Source organism: Alkalilacustris brevis (genome assembly GCF_003350345.1).
Lineage (GTDB): Bacteria > Pseudomonadota > Alphaproteobacteria > Rhodobacterales > Rhodobacteraceae > Alkalilacustris > Alkalilacustris brevis.
Genome location: NZ_QNVJ01000010.1, coordinates 19,974 through 37,342, shown reverse-complemented (window position 1 = coordinate 37,342; position 17,369 = coordinate 19,974). Strand labels below are relative to the sequence as shown.

Sequence of the window (17,369 nt, the reverse complement as noted above, 5' to 3'; positions counted from 1 at the left end):
CACCGCCCGCGCGCAAGAGCCGAACGGACAGCTTGCGCCGGCCTGTCAAAGCATTAGGCTTCAGCCCATACCCGAAACCGGAGGATCATTCGTGACATTCACCTTTGCCGCGCCCGAGGACGACTCTCTGCCGCTTCACGTCATCGACAGCGCGGGCTTGAAAACCTGGCGCGAAACCCTGCCCGAGCCGCAGCGCGCCTGGGTCGAGGCCGCGGGCTTTCGCGCCAAGCTGGGCGAAACGCTGGCCCTGCCCGGCCCCGATGGCCGCCCCGCAGGTGCCGTTCTGGGCCATGGCGACGGCAAGGCGCGGGCGCGGGCGCGGTTTGGCGCGCTCAAGGGCGTGGCGGGGCTGCCCGAGGCCGCCTATCATCTGGCGACGGTGTTGCCTGAAGAGGACCGCGACGAGCTGGCGCTGGGCTGGCTTCTCTCGGCCTATCGGTTCGAACGCTATCGGGTGGGTTCCACCCGCGCCTTGCCGCGCCTCAAGGCCCCCGAGGGCGCCGATGCCGCGCGGCTGGAAAGCATCGCCACGGCCGAGGCGCTGACGCGCGATCTGATCAACACGCCCGCCGCCGACATGGGCCCCGATGACCTTGAGGCCGCCGTGACGGCGCTGGCACGCGAGTTTGACGCCGACCTGATCGTCACGCGCGACGACGAATTGCTGACCGGCAACCTGCCGCTGATCCATGCGGTTGGCCGGGCCTCGCCGCGCGCGCCGCGGCTGCTCGACATGACATGGGGCAGTGAGGGGCCGCGCCTGACGCTGGTGGGCAAGGGCGTGTGTTTCGACACCGGCGGGCTGAACATCAAACCCGGTTCTTCGATGGGCCTCATGAAAAAGGACATGGGCGGCGCGGCCACGCAGATCGGGCTGGCGCGGATGATCATGGCGGCGGGCTGGAAGGTGCGGCTGCGGCTGCTGATCCCCGCGGTGGAGAACGCCATTGACGGGAATGCCTTCCGCCCCGGCGACATCCTGACCAGCCGCAAGGGCCTGACGGTCGAGGTGAACAACACCGACGCCGAGGGCCGGCTCGTGCTGGCCGATGCACTGGCGCTGGCCGATGAAGAGGCCCCGGATGCAATCATCTGCATGGCGACCCTGACAGGCGCGGCGCGGGTGGCAATGGGGCCCGAACTGGCGCCCTTCTTCTGCGATGACGACACGCTTGCAGCGGTGCTGTCGCAGGGCGGCCAGAAGGTGCGCGATCCGGTCTGGCGAATGCCGTTCTGGGACCCCTACGAGGCAATGATCGAGCCGGGCATCGCCGATCTCGACAATGCGCCATCCGGCGGCCAGGGTGGGGCGATCACGGCCGCACTGTTCCTGCGCCGCTTTGTCGAGGCGACCGAACGCTTTGCGCATTTCGACATCTACGGCTGGCAGCCCAAGGATGCCCCGGCGCGCCCGCGCGGCGGCCTGGGCCAAGGCGCGCGGGCGTTGTTCGAGGCGCTGCCTTCCGTTCTGGCGCTCGATGAGGCCTGAGCCGTCCTTCGACCCCCGGCTCATGCCCTTCAACGGGCATGTCGCGCATGTGTCGCTGCGGGGGCGGGTGGAAGCCGGGCGCTTCGTTGAAGGGCTGCGAATGCGCATTGCGCCGGCTCTAATTGACCTCAACCTTGAACCAAAGGGGCCACGGGCGCGGCAGCTCCTGATGGGCCAGGCGTTCGTTATGCTGGAGCTGCGCGGCGATCACGCTTTCGGGCAAGCCGAACACGACGGGCATGTGGGCTGGCTGCCGATGGCTGCGCTGGACGACTGGGCTGACCCGACCCATCGGGTCGGCGCCCCGGCCACACATCTTTACACCGCACCCGACCTCAAGGCGCCCGAGGCTGCCAGCCTGTCGCTGGGTGCACGCCTGACGATCAAGGCAAGCGACAAGGCGAAAAGCCGGCAGGCGGGCAAGACCGCGCTGGGCGGTGGTGCCGCGGTGCCTTTCCTGGCTACCGATTGCGGGCATTTCGTGCCTGCCCAGCATGTCCTCCCTCTGCATCAGCCAGCGCAAGACCCGGTCGCGGTGGCCGAAAGCCTGCTGGGCACGCCCTACCTGTGGGGCGGGAACAGCCGCTGGGGGATCGACTGCTCGGGGCTGGTGCAGGCGGGGTGTCTGGCCTGCGCCATCCCCTGCCCGCCAGACAGCGACCTGCAACAGGCGCTGGGCCAGCCGCTTGTGCAGGAAGCACCGCTGAAGCGCGGCGACCTGGTGTTCTGGAAGGGGCATGTGGGCTGGATGCTTGACGGTGCGCGGCTGCTCCACGCCAATGCCCATCACATGGCCGTCGCGATCGAGCCGCTGGCCGAAGCCCGCGCACGGATCAAGGCTGCGGGCGGCGGTGATATCATCGCATGGCGGCGGCTCGACCGCTGAAACAGCGCATCAGCCCCAGGTCGGGTGAAACCTGCCCGCCGGCGAGAGCGTAAAGATATCGCAGCCCGTCGCTGTCACGCCCACCGAATGCTCGAACTGCGCCGAAAGCGACTTGTCGCGGGTGACAGCGGTCCATTCATCGGCCAGAACCATGGTTTCGGGGCGGCCCAGGTTCACCATCGGCTCGATAGTGAAGAACATCCCTTCCTCCAGAACCGGACCGGTGCCGGGGCGACCGTAATGCAGCACATTTGGCGGCGCGTGAAACACCCGCCCCAGCCCGTGGCCGCAAAAATCGCGCACCACGCTCATGCGGTTGCCCTCGACGAATTTCTGAATGGCCGCGCCGATATCGCCAAAGGTATTGCCGGGCTTGACCGCGGCAATACCTTCCATGAGCGCGTCATGGGTGACATCGATCAGTCGCTCGGAATAGGCTTTGGGCGTTCCTGCGACATACATGCGGCTGCTGTCACCGAACCAGCCATCCACAATGACCGTCACATCCACATTCAGGATGTCGCCGTCGAGAAGCCGATCATCAGGGCGCAGCTTTTCGTGGCTGCGCGAGTTGGTCTCGCCCCGCCATTTCGGCACCGGCGCCCCCGGAATCCCGTGGCAGACCACATGATTCACGCTGATGCACGACGCGTGCTGATAACCACGATAGCCGATGGTGGCCGATTTCGCGCCGGCCTCTTCGACCATCCGGGTGATCGCGGCGTCGATTTCGCCGGTGGTGCGGCCGGGTTCGATCAGCGGAATGACCGCATCGAGGATCCCGGCCGCCAGCCGGCCTGCCTTGTGCATTGCCTCGAAATCGCCGGGCTCGTGAATCCGGATGCCGTCACGGGTTACGCGGCCTTTGAGATTCTCGTCCAATGCTTTCTCCGTCGCAGTCACAGTCGCGCCTTCAGTTTCACGCGGGTCACAATACCGGCATGGCCGGAAACAAGCTAGGCCTGCGGCGCAGGATCGACAGGCATTTGATCGCCGAAACCGATGCCCTCGGGTGAAAGCCGGGTGCCATAGGCCAGCACCTCGACCCCGGCGGCGCCGGCCGCATCGAAGGCGCGCGCATAGGCCGGGTCCAGATCGCTCGCCAGCCGAAAGCGCGCGCAATCGCTGCGCTGCACCAGATACAGCATCACGGCGCGGTGCCCCTGTGCGGCCATATCCGACAGCTCGGCCAGGTGCCGCGCCCCGCGCGCGGTGACGCAATCGGGGAACTCGGCCCAGTCGCCTTCGCGGCGCAAGTGCACGTTCTTGACCTCGACATAGGCCTGCCCGCCCTTGCCTGACAGCAGAAAATCGACGCGGCTGGCCTTGCCATAGCGCACTTCGGCGCGCACCGTCTCATACCCGGCAAGCGGGGCAATCCGGCCAGCGCGCAGCGCATCGCCGACCACACGGTTGGGCAGACCCGCGTCTATTCCTGCCATATGCCCGCCCGGCAACTCGACCAGCCGCCAGCCGAACCCGAGCTTCTTTCGCGGGTCGTCATTGGGTTCCAGCCAGCAGCGCATCCCCGGATCAGCCAGCCCCAGCATGGCGCCGGGGTTCGGGCAATGGGCCACCACCTCGCGGCCATCGGCCTCAAGCACCATATCGGCAAGAAAGCGTTTGTAACGCCGAACCAGCCGCGCCGGCACAAGGGGGGTTTGAAAGCGCATGGCGCGCGACATATACCCTTGGCACAAGCCGGACAAGGAGGCCGCGACATGCCCAATCCCACCGCCGCGATGCTGGTCATCGGTGACGAGATACTCTCGGGTCGCACGCGCGATTCCAACATGCACCACCTCGCCGGAATGCTGACCCGGCACGGCATCGAGTTTCGCGAAGCGCGCTTTGTCGCCGACGATCACGACATGATCGTCGCTGCGCTGAACGCATTGCGTGGGGCACATGACCATGTCTTCACCTCCGGCGGCATCGGCCCCACCCATGACGACATCACCGCCGATGCGGTGGCCGCGGCCTTCGGGGTGAACATCGGCGTGCGCGACGATGCCCGCGCCCTGTTGGCTGCGCGCTATGAACAAACCGGCGGCGAACTGAACGAGGCCCGGCTGCGCATGGCCCGTATCCCCGATGGTGCAACGCTGATCGAGAATCCGATTTCCGCCGCGCCCGGCTTCATCCTGGGCAATGTGCATGTGATGGCCGGGGTTCCCGCGATTTTCGAGGCGATGGTCGCCTCGGTTCTGCCGGCGCTGACGGGGGGGGCGCCGCTTCTCAGCCAGTCGCTGCGCATCAACCGCGGCGAGGGTGACATCGCCGGGCCGTTGCGCCAACTGGCGCAGGATTACCCCGACCTGAGCTTTGGCTCCTACCCCTTTGTGCGTGACGGCATTCACGGGGCCGAAATCGTCGTGCGCGGCCAAGACAAGGCGCGCGTCGATGCCGCAACCCTGACGCTGGCCCGGCTTTTCCCCGAGGCCACGGCATGAGCGCAGCGGCACCCTCGGCCGAAACACTTTTCGCGGTGCTTGCCGCCACATGGCCGCCCGCAGCAGTGCGCAAGCAGGGGCCGTGGCTTCTGCGCGAGGGTGCGGGCGGCGGCAAACGCGTGTCAGCCGCCACCGCAGAAGGGCCATTCGGCCCCGATGATATTGCGGCCGCCGAACAGGCGATGCGGGCGCTGGGGCAGGCGCCACTTTTCATGCTGCGGCCGGAAAGCCACCCCGGCGATGCCGTCCTGGACGAGGCGCTTGCCGCGCGGGGCTACATGCGCAGCGAACCCACGGTGATCTACGCAGCCCCGGCCCGGCAGCTCCTGCCCGAGCCGCTCCCGGTCATGCAGGTCTTGTCGATCTGGCCGCCGCTGGCGATCCAGCGCGAACTCTGGGCCGAAGAGGGGATCGGCCCGGAACGCCTGCGGGTGATGGAACGTGCGAGCGATCCGCGCGTGGCGCTGATGGCCCGACAATCGGACAGGGTGGCCGGCGCTGGCTTCATCGCCATGCATCAAGGCATCGCCATGCTGCACGCGGTGGTGGTGACCGCGGCCCTCAGGCGGCGCGGGGCCGCGCGCAACCTGACGCGCGGCGCGGCCGAGTGGGCAATGGCACAAGGTGCGGAATGGCTGGCCCTGGCCGTGACCGAGGCAAACCAGCCCGCGCGGCTGCTTTACGCCGGCCTCGGGATGGAACCCGCCGCGCGCTATCACTATCGGAGTTCCGGTGACATCTGAGCCGGCACCACAAAAAGGCCGGCGCCAATAAGCGCCGGCCAGTCAGCGCCACAAGAGGCGCCAGGCGGACGGAAAAAGGATTGCCGCGTTACCAGCTCTCGGGTCCGCGCCCCGAAAAGCGCGCTGCAAGAAAGTCGATGAAGGCCCGCACCTTGGGTTGGGTGAACCGCCCCGGCGGATAGACCGCGTAGATCCCCAGATCCTCGCGCGGGAGGTCCGGAATCGCCTCTTCCAGCAGCCCCTTGCGCAAGGGGTCCGCATAGAGAAAGCTGGGCAGATGGGCGATCCCAAGCCCGGCGATGGCGGCATTGAGCAGCGATTGCCCGTCATTGACGGTAAGCGAACCGCTGCTGCGAACCTGCCGCTTTTCGCCCGACGGGGCAGTGATCTTCCAGACATTGCCGCTGGGATGGTTCGAATAATGCAACAGCTTGTGGTCGCTCAGATCATCGATTCGCATGGGCCGCCCATGCGCCTGAAAGTAGGAGGGCGCCGCGACCATACGCTTGGTGGTTTCGGTGATCTTGCGCGCCCGCAGCGTGCTGTCTTCCAGGTCGCCCACGCGAATCGCCATGTCGAACCCTTCCGAGATCAACTCGACGAAACGGTTGCCCAGCACCATGTTGATCGAGATCTCGGGATATTCGTTCAGGAAATCGCCAAGCATGGGCGAAAGCAGGTGCACACCGAAATCGGTCGCCACCGACATTCGCAGCACGCCCGACGGTGCCGACTGCATGGCGCTGACCAGCGAATCGGCCTCGCCCGCATCATTGAGCACGCGCCGCGCGCGGTCATAATAGGCAAGCCCGATCTCGGTCGGGCTGACGCGCCGGGTTGTGCGGTTGAGCAGTCGCGCACCCAGCCGCGCCTCCAGCGATGACACGTGCTTGGAAACCGCCGACTTCGATATGCCCATCTTTCGCGCCGCATCCGTGAATCCTCCCTGATCCACGACGGTTGCGAAAGCTTCCATTTCGGTCAGTCGGTCCATGAGTACACCCGCTGCGGCAAATCTTCATTTCAGTGAAGCAATTTCTGGCGGCGAAATCGGGCGAGATTGCGGAACCGGCCAGACAATATCTAGGTATTGTCGCGAACCGTTCCTTTTTTGGAAACATGCAACCGTCGAGGGCAGGCCATGGCCGCGTCAGATCGCGGCGCGCGGCCTTCGGGTCAGGCTTACATCCCGCAGGACAGCGCCGGAGGACCCCTCATCGCCCAAGATCAGATCGCACCAGATCTGACTCACGCGCTTTTCGTTGAACGGGGTGCAAATCAGATCGAACTCCGTCAGCACGCCTCCGGCATCGGCGCCCCTGCCGGGCGGCACATGCCGCAACAGCTGAAGGTGGTTCGGGCCGTGTCGGATGTTGAGCCGCAGATAGACGCCCCCGCCTTCTTCGGTCAGAGCCAGCCAGACCCCGAGCAGATGATCGGGGCGCAACCCCTGCCAGGCCGCCGGCGGAAGCTCGAGAGCCAGCGACAGGAAACTGCCGTCGAACCCTTCGGCCGTCAGGGAAAGCGCCTGATCGGCGGGTCCCTCCGGCTGGGCCATCTGACTGCAAGCGATGCGGCAGGCCGAGGACGCGTCATGATGCAGGCTGACATCCCCGGTCAGCGCATGACCGCTTTGCACCCAATCGACCGCCGCCCCGGACAGCCGCGACGCCCAGGGCGCCGGGCGCCAGGCCCAATCGCAATGCAGCGGGCGAAAGGGCACGCCGGGCGCGGCCCGTGCCACTACCTCGGCCCCGGCACGGGGCGCGGGCATGTCCGCCCGGCCACTCATGGATTCTCCCGCAGGACACGGTCGCGAAAGGCGTCAAGCAGCGCCTGCACGGCCTGCGGCTCCATCGGTTGCGCGGCAAGCGGCACGACCGAAAGCATCACGATGCTGTCGCCCAGGTCGAAGACCGCGCGCAGATAGTCTTGCGCAACCTCGGGTCCGGCGAAATCGCTGCTGTCGCTGACATGCAGCGACAGCGCGCCTTCCTGCGCCTCCACCGCGCGCAAAGTCACGGTTTCCGCCCGGCCAGACCGGCTGAGCATCGCACGCCCCGCCTCGCTCGCGAAATGCGCGGCCATCTCTTCGGCGATCTCGGCCACTGCCGGCCCGCCCGCACGCGGTGTCACCGACGCGGTCAGCACCGCCAGATGTCCCGGATGCCGCGCGGCCCCATCGCCCGACAGCGCCGCGCAACTGCCCAGCAACACGAAGGCCCCGTCGGCGTTGTCGCGCGTGCCGACGGGATCGACGCAATACCCGGCTGGCCCGCCGATGGCGACGCCGCCATCAAGCACCCGCACCACCTCGACCGCCTCGCGCCCCTGGCCAAACCCGTCAAGGCAACCGGCCAGCAGCAGCGGGGCGAACGCAGCAGCGAGCGGCCTAGAGGTCCATGTAAACATGCTGCTCGGCGCTGGCCCCCGGATGCGTCACCGCGCCCTTGCGGGTGGAGCCGACAAGTTGCGCATATTTCCACAACGCCCCCGAGGCGTAGATCGTCGCGCGCGGGCCTTTCCAATCGGCCTTGCGCCGGGCAAGCTCCTCGTCCGACACGGCCACGGAAAGCGCGCCCTTGATCGCGTCGATGGTGATCATGTCCCCGTCGCGCAGCAGCGCGATCGGCCCACCATGAGCCGCCTCGGGGCCGACATGCCCCACACAGAACCCACGCGTCGCCCCCGAAAAGCGCCCGTCGGTAATCAGCGCGACCTTCTTGCCCATGCCCTGACCCGACAGCGCGGCGGTAGTGGCCAGCATCTCGCGCATCCCCGGTCCGCCGGCGGGGCCCTCATTGCGGATCACGATCACTTCGCCTTCCTCATAGCTGCGCGCCTTCACCGCCTCGAACGCGTCTTCTTCACATTCGAACACGCGCGCGGGGCCGGTAAAGACCTGCTCGCTCTCGGACATGCCGGCGACCTTCACGATTGCGCCCTCGGGCGCGAGGTTGCCCTTGAGCCCCACGACGCCGCCAGTCTTCGTGATCGGAGTGGCAGCGGGATAGATCACGCGGCCATCGGCCTCGCGTTCGACAATGTCGATCTCCTCACCCATGCTGCGGCCGGTGGCGGTGATGCAATCCTCGTGGATCAGGCCAAGCTTGCGCAACTCCTTCATCACCACCGGCACGCCGCCGGCCTCATACAGATCCTTGGCCACATATTTCCCGCCGGGCTTGAGATCGACGAAATAGGGCGTCTCGCGGAAGATGTCGCAGACATCGAACAGGTCAAACTCGATCCCCGCCTCATGCGCCATCGCAGGCAGATGCAGCCCGGCATTGGTCGAACCGCCCGTGCAGGCCACGACGCGCGCGGCGTTCTCCAGCGATTTGCGGGTGACGATGTCGCGGGCGCGAATGTTCTTTTCAAGCAGGTTCATGACCGCCAGGCCTGAAGCCTCGCAATACTGGTCGCGGCTTTCATAGGGCGCAGGCGCGCCGCTGGAATTGGGCAGCGCCAGTCCGATCGCTTCGGACACGCAGGCCATGGTGTTGGCGGTAAACTGCCCGCCGCAGGCCCCCGCGCTGGGGCAGGCCACACGCTCCAGCACGGCCAGTTCGGCATCTGAGTAATTGCCCGCCTGATGCTTGCCCACGGCCTCGAACACATCTTGCACGGTCACGTCCTGGCCATTCAGCCGCCCCGGAAGGATCGAACCGCCATAGATGAACACCGAGGGCACATTGAGCCGCACCATCGCCATCATCATGCCCGGCAGCGACTTGTCGCAGCCCGCGAGGCCCACCAGCGCGTCATAGCAATGCCCGCGCATGGTCAGCTCCACCGTGTCGGCGATCGCCTCGCGCGAGGCGAGGCTCGAGCGCATCCCCTCATGTCCCATGGCGATACCGTCGGTCACAGTGATGGTGGTGAACTCGCGCGGTGTGCCGCCGCCCCGTTTCACACCGTGCTTGACCACCTGCGCCTGACGATTCAGCGCGATGTTGCACGGCGCGGCCTCGTTCCAGCAGGTGGCGACACCAACCCAGGGCTGGTGGATTTCATCCTCGCCGATCCCCATCGCATAGAAATAGCTGCGATGCGGTGCACGCGCCGGCCCTTCGGTGACGTGGCGGCTGGGAAGTTTCGACTTGTCAAAGCGCTGGTTGGTCATCGGACACCTTTACCGGAAAACTGGCTGCAGAAGGGATAATCGGCGAAAGCCCACGGGGCAAGCCGCATCATGCCGCGCCGCCCCATCCTTGCGCGCCTGTCATTCTTCTTGGTCATAAATATCCGCGCCGCAGGCCCCCGCCGGCCGGGGGCGCAACATCGGGGGCGGCGCTCCGCCGGCGGGCCACAAGCCGCCTTGCCCTTACCGTGCGGGTGGCGGAAACTGCCGCCATGACACCGGAATTTCTAAGCTATATCGCCCCGGCCCGGCGTTATCCGCAACTCTGGCGGCTGCTGGCCGGGCTGGTCGTGATCGGGGTGGTGCATGTCGCCTGGTCGGCTCTGGTGATGCTGGGCGCCGGGCTGATGATCGGACGCGGCCTCATCGCCGCGCCGCCTGGCGGCCTCAGCCGCGAGACGATCGGCGCCTCGCCCGGCATGATGCTGATGCTGCTGGCAACCTTCGCCGGCATGGGAATCGGCACGGTCCTGGCGGCGCGGCTGCTGCACCGGCGCGGCCTGCGCAGCCTGATCGGGCCGGGCCGCACCGCGCTGCGCCATTTTCTGGGCGGCGCGGCGCTGATCCTGGCGGTCAACCTGCTGGCGCTTGCTGCCCTTGTCGACCCCGCCGCGCCCGAGCCGGCCCTGCCCATGCGGCTATGGCTGGCGCTGCTGCCGCTGGCGCTGCTGGGGGTGCTGGTGCAGACCGGCGCCGAGGAGCTGGTGTTTCGCGGCTACCTGCAACAGCAGCTTGCGGCGCGGTTTTCCTCGACGCTGGTGTGGATGCTGCTGCCCAGCCTCGCCTTCGGGATGCTGCATTATGAGCCCGGCCAGATGGGCGCCAACGCCTGGCCGGTGGTGGCGATCACCGCGCTTTTCGGCCTGATCGCCGCCGATCTGACCGCGCGTGCGGGCACGCTGGGGCTGGCCTGGGGGCTGCATTTCTCCAACAACCTTTTCGCGCTGCTTCTGCTGTCGCCACAGGGCGATCTTTCGGGGCTTGCGCTTTATCGCATGCCCTTTGGCGCCGACGACACCGAAACCATGCCCCTTCTGCTGGCCTTCGATGCGGTGCTGCTGCTCGCGATCTGGGCAATCTGCCGTCTTGCTCTGCGCCGTCGCTGATTGCATTCGCGCCGCGCGCGCCTTATCTGGAAGGCCGAACAGGCCGAGCCGGGAGTCCGCCGCGCGATGAACTGGATCACCAACTACGTCCGCCCGACGATCAATTCGCTGTTCTCGCGCCGCGAGATGCCCGAGAACCTCTGGGTCAAGTGCAGCGAATGCGGCACCATGCTGTTCCACCGCGAACTGAGCGACAACCTCCAGGTCTGCAGCGGGTGCGGGCATCATATGCCAATCACCCCGCGCGACCGTTTCAAGGCACTTTTCGACGGCGGCATCTTCTCGGAAGTGCCGGTGCCCGAGCCTGTCACCGATCCGCTGCATTTCCGCGATCAGAAGAAATACCCCGACCGGCTGCGCGCCGCGCAGAGGTCCACGGGCGAGAAAGAGGCAATGCTCGTGGCCGAGGGCGAGATGGGGCGCACGCCCATCGTCGCCGCCGCGCAGGATTTCAGCTTCATGGGCGGGTCGATGGGCATGTATGTGGGCAATGCGATCATCGCCGCCTGCGAACGCGCCGTCAAACTGCGCCGCCCGCTGGTGCTGTTTTCCGCCGCCGGGGGCGCGCGGATGCAGGAAGGCATCCTCAGCCTGATGCAGATGCCGCGCTCGACCGTTGCCATCCAGATGCTGCGCGAGGCCGGCCTGCCCTATATCGTGGTGCTGACCCATCCCACCACCGGCGGGGTGACGGCCAGCTACGCGATGCTGGGCGATGTGCAGATCGCCGAGCCCAACGCGCTTATCTGCTTTGCCGGCCCGCGGGTTATCGAACAGACCATCCGCGAAAAGCTGCCCGAGGGTTTCCAGCGTGCCGAATATCTGCTGGACCACGGGATGCTCGACCGTGTCACCCCGCGCGGCAAGATGCGTGACGAACTCATCACGATCCTGCGGATGCTGCTGCGCGAATCGCCCGCCGTGCGCGGCGACCTGCCCGCACCGAAGCCCGAAGCCGCCACACCCGCGGCGGCTGCCGCCGAAGGCACCGGAAGCACCGAGCTGCCCGCTGCAAGCCCCGGAAAGGCTGACAAAGACGGCGGCACCGGTCACGGGAGCGCCAGCAAACCGTGAGCGCCGCCAAATCTGATGCCATCCTCGCCCGGATGATGGCGCTGCACCCCAAGATCATCGATCTCACGCTCGACCGGGTCTGGCGGCTGCTGGCCGCGCTGGATCATCCCGAAACGGCGCTGCCGCCGGTGATTCACATCGCGGGCACCAATGGCAAGGGCTCCACGCTCGCCATGATCCGCGCGGGGCTCGAGGCTACCGGCGCGCGCGTCCATGCCTATACCTCGCCGCATCTGGTGCGTTTTCACGAGCGCATCCGCCTTGCCGGTGAGCTGATCGCCGAACCCGCGCTGGCGCGCCTGCTCGATGAATGCGAGGCCGCGAATGGCGGCACGTCGATCACATATTTCGAAATCACCACCTGCGCGGCGCTGCTGGGCTTCGCCCGCACCCCGGCCGAATGGCTGCTGCTCGAGGTCGGCCTCGGCGGGCGGCTCGATGCCACCAATGTGGTGGAGAAACCCGCGCTGACCGTAATCACGCCCGTCTCGCTGGATCATCAGCAATACCTGGGCAATACCCTGGCCGAGATCGCCGGCGAAAAGGCCGGGATCCTCAAGCCGGGCGTGCCCTGCATCGTCGGGCCACAGCCCGAAGAGGCACTCGCGGCGATCGAGGCCCGGGCCGCGCGGCTGGGCGCGCCGCTTCTGGTGCATGGCCAGCACTGGCACATCTGGGAAGAGGCTGGACGGCTGATCTATCAGGATGAACACGGTCTGCGTGACCTGCCCCTGCCCCGCCTGCCCGGAAAGCACCAGATCGACAATGCCGGCATGGCACTGGCGGCGCTGCGCGCGCTTGGCCAGCCCGAAGCCGCACTCGAGGCCGCCCCGGGCGCCGACTGGCCCGCGCGGATGCAACGGCTGCGCCGCGGGCCACTGCCTGACAGCGCGCCGGAGGCCGAGATCTGGCTTGACGGCGGGCATAACCCGGCGGCCGGGCAGGCGCTGGCCGAAACGCTTGCGCAGATGCCCCGGCGGCCCACCTATCTGATCTGCGGGATGCTCAATACCAAAGATGTCACCGGCTATCTGCGCCCGCTGGCCGCGCAGGCAAAGCAGCTTCATGCCGTGGCCATTCCGGGCGAGGCAGCAACCCTGAGCGCCGAGGCCACGCGCGACGCGGCGCTTGCCGCGGGCCATGACGACCCTCGCGTTTCCGGCAGCGTGGATGCCGCGCTGGATATGATCACGCAAGAGGCCCCGCAGGCGCGCGTGCTGATATGCGGCTCGCTTTATCTGGCCGGGCAAGTGCTGCGAGATAACGGCTAAACGCGGCCCGCCTGCCTGCCTACTCCTCCGCGCCCCATTCGGCCGACTGCATCTCGCGCAGGCGGCTGGCGGTCCGCTCGAACTCGAAGGCGCCCGCGCCCTCAAGGTAAAGCTGCTCGGGCGTGTCGGCGGCGCTCGCGATCAGCGTCACGCGCGCCTCGTAAAGCGCGTCGATCAGGATCACGAAGCGCCGCGCCTCGTTGAAATTCTTGCGCGAAAGTCGCGGGATGTCTTCGAGAATCAGCACATCCACCGCATCGGCCAGCGCCAGGTAATCCGCAGGCCCAAGGGGTTGGCCGCAAATATCCCAGAACCCCGCGCGGGCCACCCCGCCGGCGAATTCAGGCACCACCACTTCGCGCCCCTTGATGCGCAGCCTTAGCGGATCGGGGCGCGCGCCCTGGGTGAGGTTCTGCCAGATCTGCGCAATCTGCTCGGCCGCCACATCATCAGCCGGATAAAAATAGCGCTGATCGCCGATATCACGGTTCTGGCGGTAATCGGTGGCCGCGCGCAGCTCGCGCACCTCCAGCTGCTCCTTGATCAGGTCGATGAAGGGCAGGAAAATGGCGCGGTTCAGCCCGTCCTTGTACAGATCGTCGGGCGGTCGGTTGGAGGTGGTGACAACCACGACACCCGCCTCGAACAGCATCTTGAACAGCCGGCCCACGATCATCGCATCCGTGATGTCGGTGATCTGCATCTCGTCAAGGCACAGCAGCCGCAGATCGCGGGTGATCGCCGCGCCGACCGGGGCAAGCGCGTCATCGACCCCCTGCTTGCGGGCCGCATTGATGCCCTCGTGCACCTCCTGCATGAAGGCGTGAAAATGCACGCGCCGCTTCGCAGCGGTCCCGACATTTCCGTGAAACAGGTCCATCAGCATGGACTTGCCGCGCCCGACCCCACCCCAGAGATAAAGCCCCCTGGGCGGGGCCTCGGGCGGGCGGGCGAAAAGCCTGCGCAGCACACCGCCATTGCCCGCCGACGGGGGCGGGGCGGCCTCAAGCCAGCGGCGCAGCGGCTCAAGGCTTTCCAGAACCGCGCGCTGCGCCGGATCGCGGCGCAGCTTCTCGCCCGCGATGTAGCGGTCATATATCTCGGCCAGGGTCTCGCTCATGGTGCGCTCTTAAAGCAATTTCAGAAAAAGTTGATAGACCTTTTCGGTTCGAAATTGCGACAAAACATAAGGCTGAAGCGTTTCGGCGATTCAACGAATGGCCGAAACGCTTTAACGCGACGGCCGGGGCGGGGAAAGAGGGCGCGCGCGCGACGCGCCCCGCAGCACCTCTGCCTCAATCAAGCCGGCCGGCCACACCCAGCCCCTGCGCGACCAGCGCCAGCACCGCGCGCAGTGAATTCGCGGGCGATTCCGTCACCATCAGCAGATCGCCGGGCTGAATCGCAAGGCCGCGCGCGGCGAACAGCCCGTCCGTGCCGCTCAGGTCCAGCGTGAAGACGACATGCGCCCTGTCCGGCCCCCGCACGCCCGACGGATCAACCGCGCTTTCGGGATAGGCGCGCAAGATCAGCACCCCGCGCGGTGAGCCGCGCGCGCCCTCGACACCCCCGATCATCGACACCGCCTCCAGCGCCGAAAGCCGTTCGCGGCCGAAGGGAATCAGATCCTGCTGCCCCGAGGCGCCCAGCGCGATGAAATGGCGGCTGTCCTCTTCCAGCACCACCCGGTCACCGGCGCGCAACGTCGCATCCAGCCCCGGCGCGTCATAGAGACGTGCCAGCGCGATGCCATAGCGCTGCCCGCCACGCAGCACCCGCAACTGGGGGTTCGCAAGTCCCGGCGCCGGCCCGCCCGACAATGCGATCAGGTTGAGCGCGGTCAGCCCGCCATCGGGCAGCGGATGGCTGCCGGCACGGACAACCCCGCCCACCACGTCGACCATGTTGCCGCGGCCCGGCGCAATATCGAGCTGCACCTGCCCGGCCCCGAAAGCCGCCGCCATCCGCGATTGCAGACGCTCGCGCGCCGTCTTGAGGCTCAGCCCGCCAAGGTCGATCTCTTCAAGATAGGGCAGGAACACACTGCCTTCAGCGTTGACGGAGACGCCGCCGATATCGACAACCTTCTGCCCCTCGGCCGTCAGCAGCGAATTCGGCTCGTTGTCCCATACCGCGATGTCCAGTCGATCGCCCGGGCGGATCACCGGCCCCGGCGCGCCCGGCCCCGCGGGCGGCCAGACAGGTGGCGCATCGACCAGCCCCGCCGGCCACTGCGCTATATGACCTGCTGAACCGCGGGTCACGGGCACCACCATGACATCGCGCGCCTCACCCCGGCTGTCGCGCAGGACGGTGCCCTGCGCCGGCGCGGTGCGCGGCAGGTCGCAGGCCGCAAGCGCCAGCAGACAGAACAGGATTGCAAGCGGGCTGGCAGCGCGGCGCTGGCCGCGCAGGCGCGGAAGATCCGGCAACCGCAAGGCAAGGCGCCAGCCTTGCCTGACTCTGCCAACCGCGCCGCTCACCGCTCCACCACCCGCGGCGGGGTCGCCGCGCCCCCCAATCGCAGCCCCCTCAATGCGGCGCCGGCTTGCCGGAACGGCGGCAGCACCTTCAGCGCCGAACGCCAGAGCAGCCAAAGGTCGAGCCAGAACCCCGCCCGCGCCTGATAGATCAGGTCGAGCCGCGCCTTGCGGGGAATGCAATGTCGGGTGTAGATCCGTTCGGCCTCCCGCGCGGTGCGGCACCGGGCCAGAAGCCGTTCCTCATGGGTGTGGTAGATCAGCGTGGCAAGCCCCGTCACACCGGGGCGCCGGCGCAGCACCCGGGCATAGAGGTCGGGAAACTGCGCCACATATTGCGGCTCTGGCGGCCGCGGGCCGACAAAACTCATGTCGCCCCTGAGGATGTTCCAGAGTTGCGGCAACTCGTCCAGCCGCAGCTTGCGTAGCCAGCGCCCCAGCGGGGTGATCCGCCACACCTTGTGCCCGCCGCATACACCGGTTTCGTCAGGCCCGGGCTGCATCGTGCGTAATTTCCACATGCGGAAGTGGCGGCCTGGGGCGCGCACCCGCTCCGACGCAAAGAGTGCGGGCCGGCCGTCAACCAGGCAGACCAGCAGCATCAACCCCAGCAAAACCGGCAGCAGCGGCACCGCAAGCACCAGCGCCAGGGCGATATCCGATATCCGTCTTGCCACGTGTTTCCTCCGTTCCGGGGGGCTGAGCCAGGTGTCACAAATGCCCCGTGAGCGCCGCGAACCAGAGCAACGCGTTCCCCGCGCGGCCCTGCCGGTAGACCCCGCTGCCGCGCAGCAGGCGCAGGCGCCGCGGCAGGGGGCTGCGGCGGGCCTGCGCAAAGCGGGCCAGCAGGGCACGGTTCCCGGGTGTCAGCCTGTGGCGCGAGGCCTCCAGCGCCGCGAGGTTGCGATCGTTCCACGCCCGGTAATCCCCGCGGAGCAGTTGCGCGATCCTGCAAAGCCGCGCGCGCAGCCCGTCATTCGCGCCAATCAGGTTGTTCGCGTGCTGGCGATAAAGCAGGCCGGGGCGATCATCATGCACCACCGCGCCGCCGGCCCCGGTGACGATCTGGTATATCCACCAATCATGCGCGACGGGCGCATCGCGCAGGTCGGTTCCGGCGGCCTGCACCAGGTCGAGCGCGGCGCGGTTGAGTACGATGGTGTTGCCCGACGCGATATTCTGCACCAGCGCATTGGCAAACCCCGGCGCGCGGCGCAGGCGGCACGAGGGTCGGCGTGCGCCCAGCTTCGCGTCGCTGATCAGGCTGCGGCTGCAATAGAGCGCGGGCAGACACGGCGGCAGCCCGGCAAGCGCGGCAAGCGCACGCTCCAGCTTCGCGGGCAGCCAGACATCATCCTGATCGGAGAGCGCCGCAAACGGCGCATCGGGGCCGGCCGCCTGCAGCAGCGCCAGAAAATTGCTGGCAAACCCCGCGCGCGGACCGGCGCGCAGGCGAACCGCCCGCCCCGCTGCGCGCGCGGCAAAGCGTTGCACGATCTGCCGGCTGGTGTCGCTCGATCCATCATCGCTGACGATCAGCGACCAGTCGGCATGGTGCTGGGCCAGATAGCTGGCAAGCTGCTCCTCGAGCAGTGCGGCACCATTATATACCGCCAGAAGAATCGCCACGCCCCGCGGCCGCCCTTGCCAGCAAATCGGGGCATCGCCGGCGGCAGCGCGGTGGCACAGCTCCAGCCCGCCACGCATGACGCGCGAAGGCATC

The 17,369-nt window shown here is 67.5% G+C and carries 17 protein-coding genes; 7 read left to right on the top strand and 10 right to left on the bottom strand.

The annotated features are described in order from the left end of the window. The first annotated feature begins 91 nt into the window (after positions 1-91). Positions 92-1,489, top strand: a complete 1,398-nt coding sequence (locus DQ229_RS01535; protein ID WP_114964513.1) for a leucyl aminopeptidase family protein — start codon at positions 92-94, stop codon at positions 1,487-1,489. Further along, positions 1,479-2,375 carry an NlpC/P60 family protein gene (locus DQ229_RS01530; RefSeq protein ID WP_114964537.1) on the top strand — a complete coding sequence of 299 codons (897 nt, stop codon included), beginning with the start codon at positions 1,479-1,481 and terminating at the stop codon, positions 2,373-2,375. The genes DQ229_RS01535 and DQ229_RS01530 overlap by 11 nt, the downstream gene beginning before the upstream one ends. A gap of 9 nt (positions 2,376-2,384) precedes the next feature. On the opposite strand, the gene map is transcribed toward DQ229_RS01530, so the two are convergent. Both map and sfsA read right to left on the bottom strand, forming a co-directional pair. After that, positions 2,385-3,257 (bottom strand): type I methionyl aminopeptidase, encoded by an 873-nt coding sequence (gene map, locus DQ229_RS01525; RefSeq protein WP_238380918.1) that lies wholly within the window; start codon positions 3,255-3,257, stop codon positions 2,385-2,387. A 74-nt stretch (positions 3,258-3,331) separates the two neighbouring features. Then, positions 3,332-4,048, bottom strand: coding sequence for a DNA/RNA nuclease SfsA (sfsA, locus tag DQ229_RS01520; protein WP_114964535.1), 717 nt, complete (start codon positions 4,046-4,048; stop codon positions 3,332-3,334). Positions 4,049-4,096: 48 nt separating this feature from the next. On the opposite strand from sfsA, the gene DQ229_RS01515 reads away from it, so the two are divergent. Continuing rightward, positions 4,097-4,828 carry a competence/damage-inducible protein A gene (locus tag DQ229_RS01515; RefSeq protein ID WP_114964512.1) on the top strand — a complete coding sequence of 244 codons (732 nt, stop codon included), beginning with the start codon at positions 4,097-4,099 and terminating at the stop codon, positions 4,826-4,828. Next, the gene (locus DQ229_RS01510; protein ID WP_114964511.1) at positions 4,825-5,571 is read left to right on the top strand and encodes a GNAT family N-acetyltransferase; all 747 of its coding nucleotides are present in this window, start codon (positions 4,825-4,827) and stop codon (positions 5,569-5,571) included. Before DQ229_RS01515 ends, DQ229_RS01510 begins: the two co-directional genes overlap by 4 nt. Positions 5,572-5,659: 88 nt before the next feature. On the opposite strand, the gene DQ229_RS01505 is transcribed toward DQ229_RS01510, so the two are convergent. From DQ229_RS01505 to ilvD, 4 genes are all read right to left on the bottom strand, one after another. After that, the gene (locus tag DQ229_RS01505) at positions 5,660-6,565 is read right to left on the bottom strand and encodes a LysR family transcriptional regulator (RefSeq protein ID WP_114964510.1); all 906 of its coding nucleotides are present in this window, start codon (positions 6,563-6,565) and stop codon (positions 5,660-5,662) included. A 156-nt stretch (positions 6,566-6,721) separates the two neighbouring features. Beyond that, a complete protein-coding gene (locus tag DQ229_RS01500; RefSeq protein WP_114964509.1) occupies positions 6,722-7,363 on the bottom strand; it encodes a DUF6478 family protein in 642 nt (213 codons plus the stop codon). Next, positions 7,360-7,983, bottom strand: coding sequence for a hypothetical protein (locus DQ229_RS01495; protein ID WP_155326415.1), 624 nt, complete (start codon positions 7,981-7,983; stop codon positions 7,360-7,362). Before DQ229_RS01495 ends, DQ229_RS01500 begins: the two co-directional genes overlap by 4 nt. After that, positions 7,964-9,697: a dihydroxy-acid dehydratase gene (ilvD, locus tag DQ229_RS01490; RefSeq protein ID WP_114964507.1), complete on the bottom strand. Its 1,734-nt coding sequence runs from the start codon at positions 9,695-9,697 to the stop codon at positions 7,964-7,966. Before ilvD ends, DQ229_RS01495 begins: the two co-directional genes overlap by 20 nt. Before the next feature lie 230 nt (positions 9,698-9,927). On the opposite strand from ilvD, the gene DQ229_RS01485 reads away from it, so the two are divergent. The 3 genes from DQ229_RS01485 (at position 9,928) to DQ229_RS01475 (ending at position 13,166) form a co-directional block, all read left to right on the top strand. Next, on the top strand, positions 9,928-10,821 hold the full coding sequence (locus DQ229_RS01485; RefSeq protein WP_114964506.1) for a CPBP family intramembrane glutamic endopeptidase: 894 nt from the start codon (positions 9,928-9,930) through the stop codon (positions 10,819-10,821). Positions 10,822-10,887: 66 nt separating this feature from the next. Next, positions 10,888-11,895, top strand: a complete 1,008-nt coding sequence (gene accD / locus DQ229_RS01480) for an acetyl-CoA carboxylase, carboxyltransferase subunit beta (protein ID WP_114964534.1) — start codon at positions 10,888-10,890, stop codon at positions 11,893-11,895. Then, a complete protein-coding gene (locus tag DQ229_RS01475) occupies positions 11,892-13,166 on the top strand; it encodes a bifunctional folylpolyglutamate synthase/dihydrofolate synthase (RefSeq protein WP_114964505.1) in 1,275 nt (424 codons plus the stop codon). The genes accD and DQ229_RS01475 overlap by 4 nt, the downstream gene beginning before the upstream one ends. 19 nt (positions 13,167-13,185) lie before the next feature. Here DQ229_RS01475 and zapE read toward each other — a convergent pair whose 3' ends face one another. The 4 genes from zapE to DQ229_RS01455 form a co-directional block, all read right to left on the bottom strand. Next, on the bottom strand, positions 13,186-14,286 hold the full coding sequence (gene zapE / locus DQ229_RS01470; RefSeq protein ID WP_114964504.1) for a cell division protein ZapE: 1,101 nt from the start codon (positions 14,284-14,286) through the stop codon (positions 13,186-13,188). A gap of 175 nt (positions 14,287-14,461) precedes the next feature. Beyond that, positions 14,462-15,598 carry a polysaccharide biosynthesis/export family protein gene (locus tag DQ229_RS01465; protein ID WP_114964503.1) on the bottom strand — a complete coding sequence of 379 codons (1,137 nt, stop codon included), beginning with the start codon at positions 15,596-15,598 and terminating at the stop codon, positions 14,462-14,464. A 47-nt stretch (positions 15,599-15,645) separates the two neighbouring features. Then, a complete protein-coding gene (locus tag DQ229_RS01460) occupies positions 15,646-16,323 on the bottom strand; it encodes a sugar transferase (RefSeq protein ID WP_114964502.1) in 678 nt (225 codons plus the stop codon). A 34-nt stretch (positions 16,324-16,357) separates the two neighbouring features. Further along, entirely contained in the window at positions 16,358-17,275 is a 918-nt protein-coding gene (locus tag DQ229_RS01455) for a glycosyltransferase (RefSeq protein ID WP_238380917.1), read from the bottom strand. Positions 17,276-17,369: the final 94 nt, after the last annotated feature.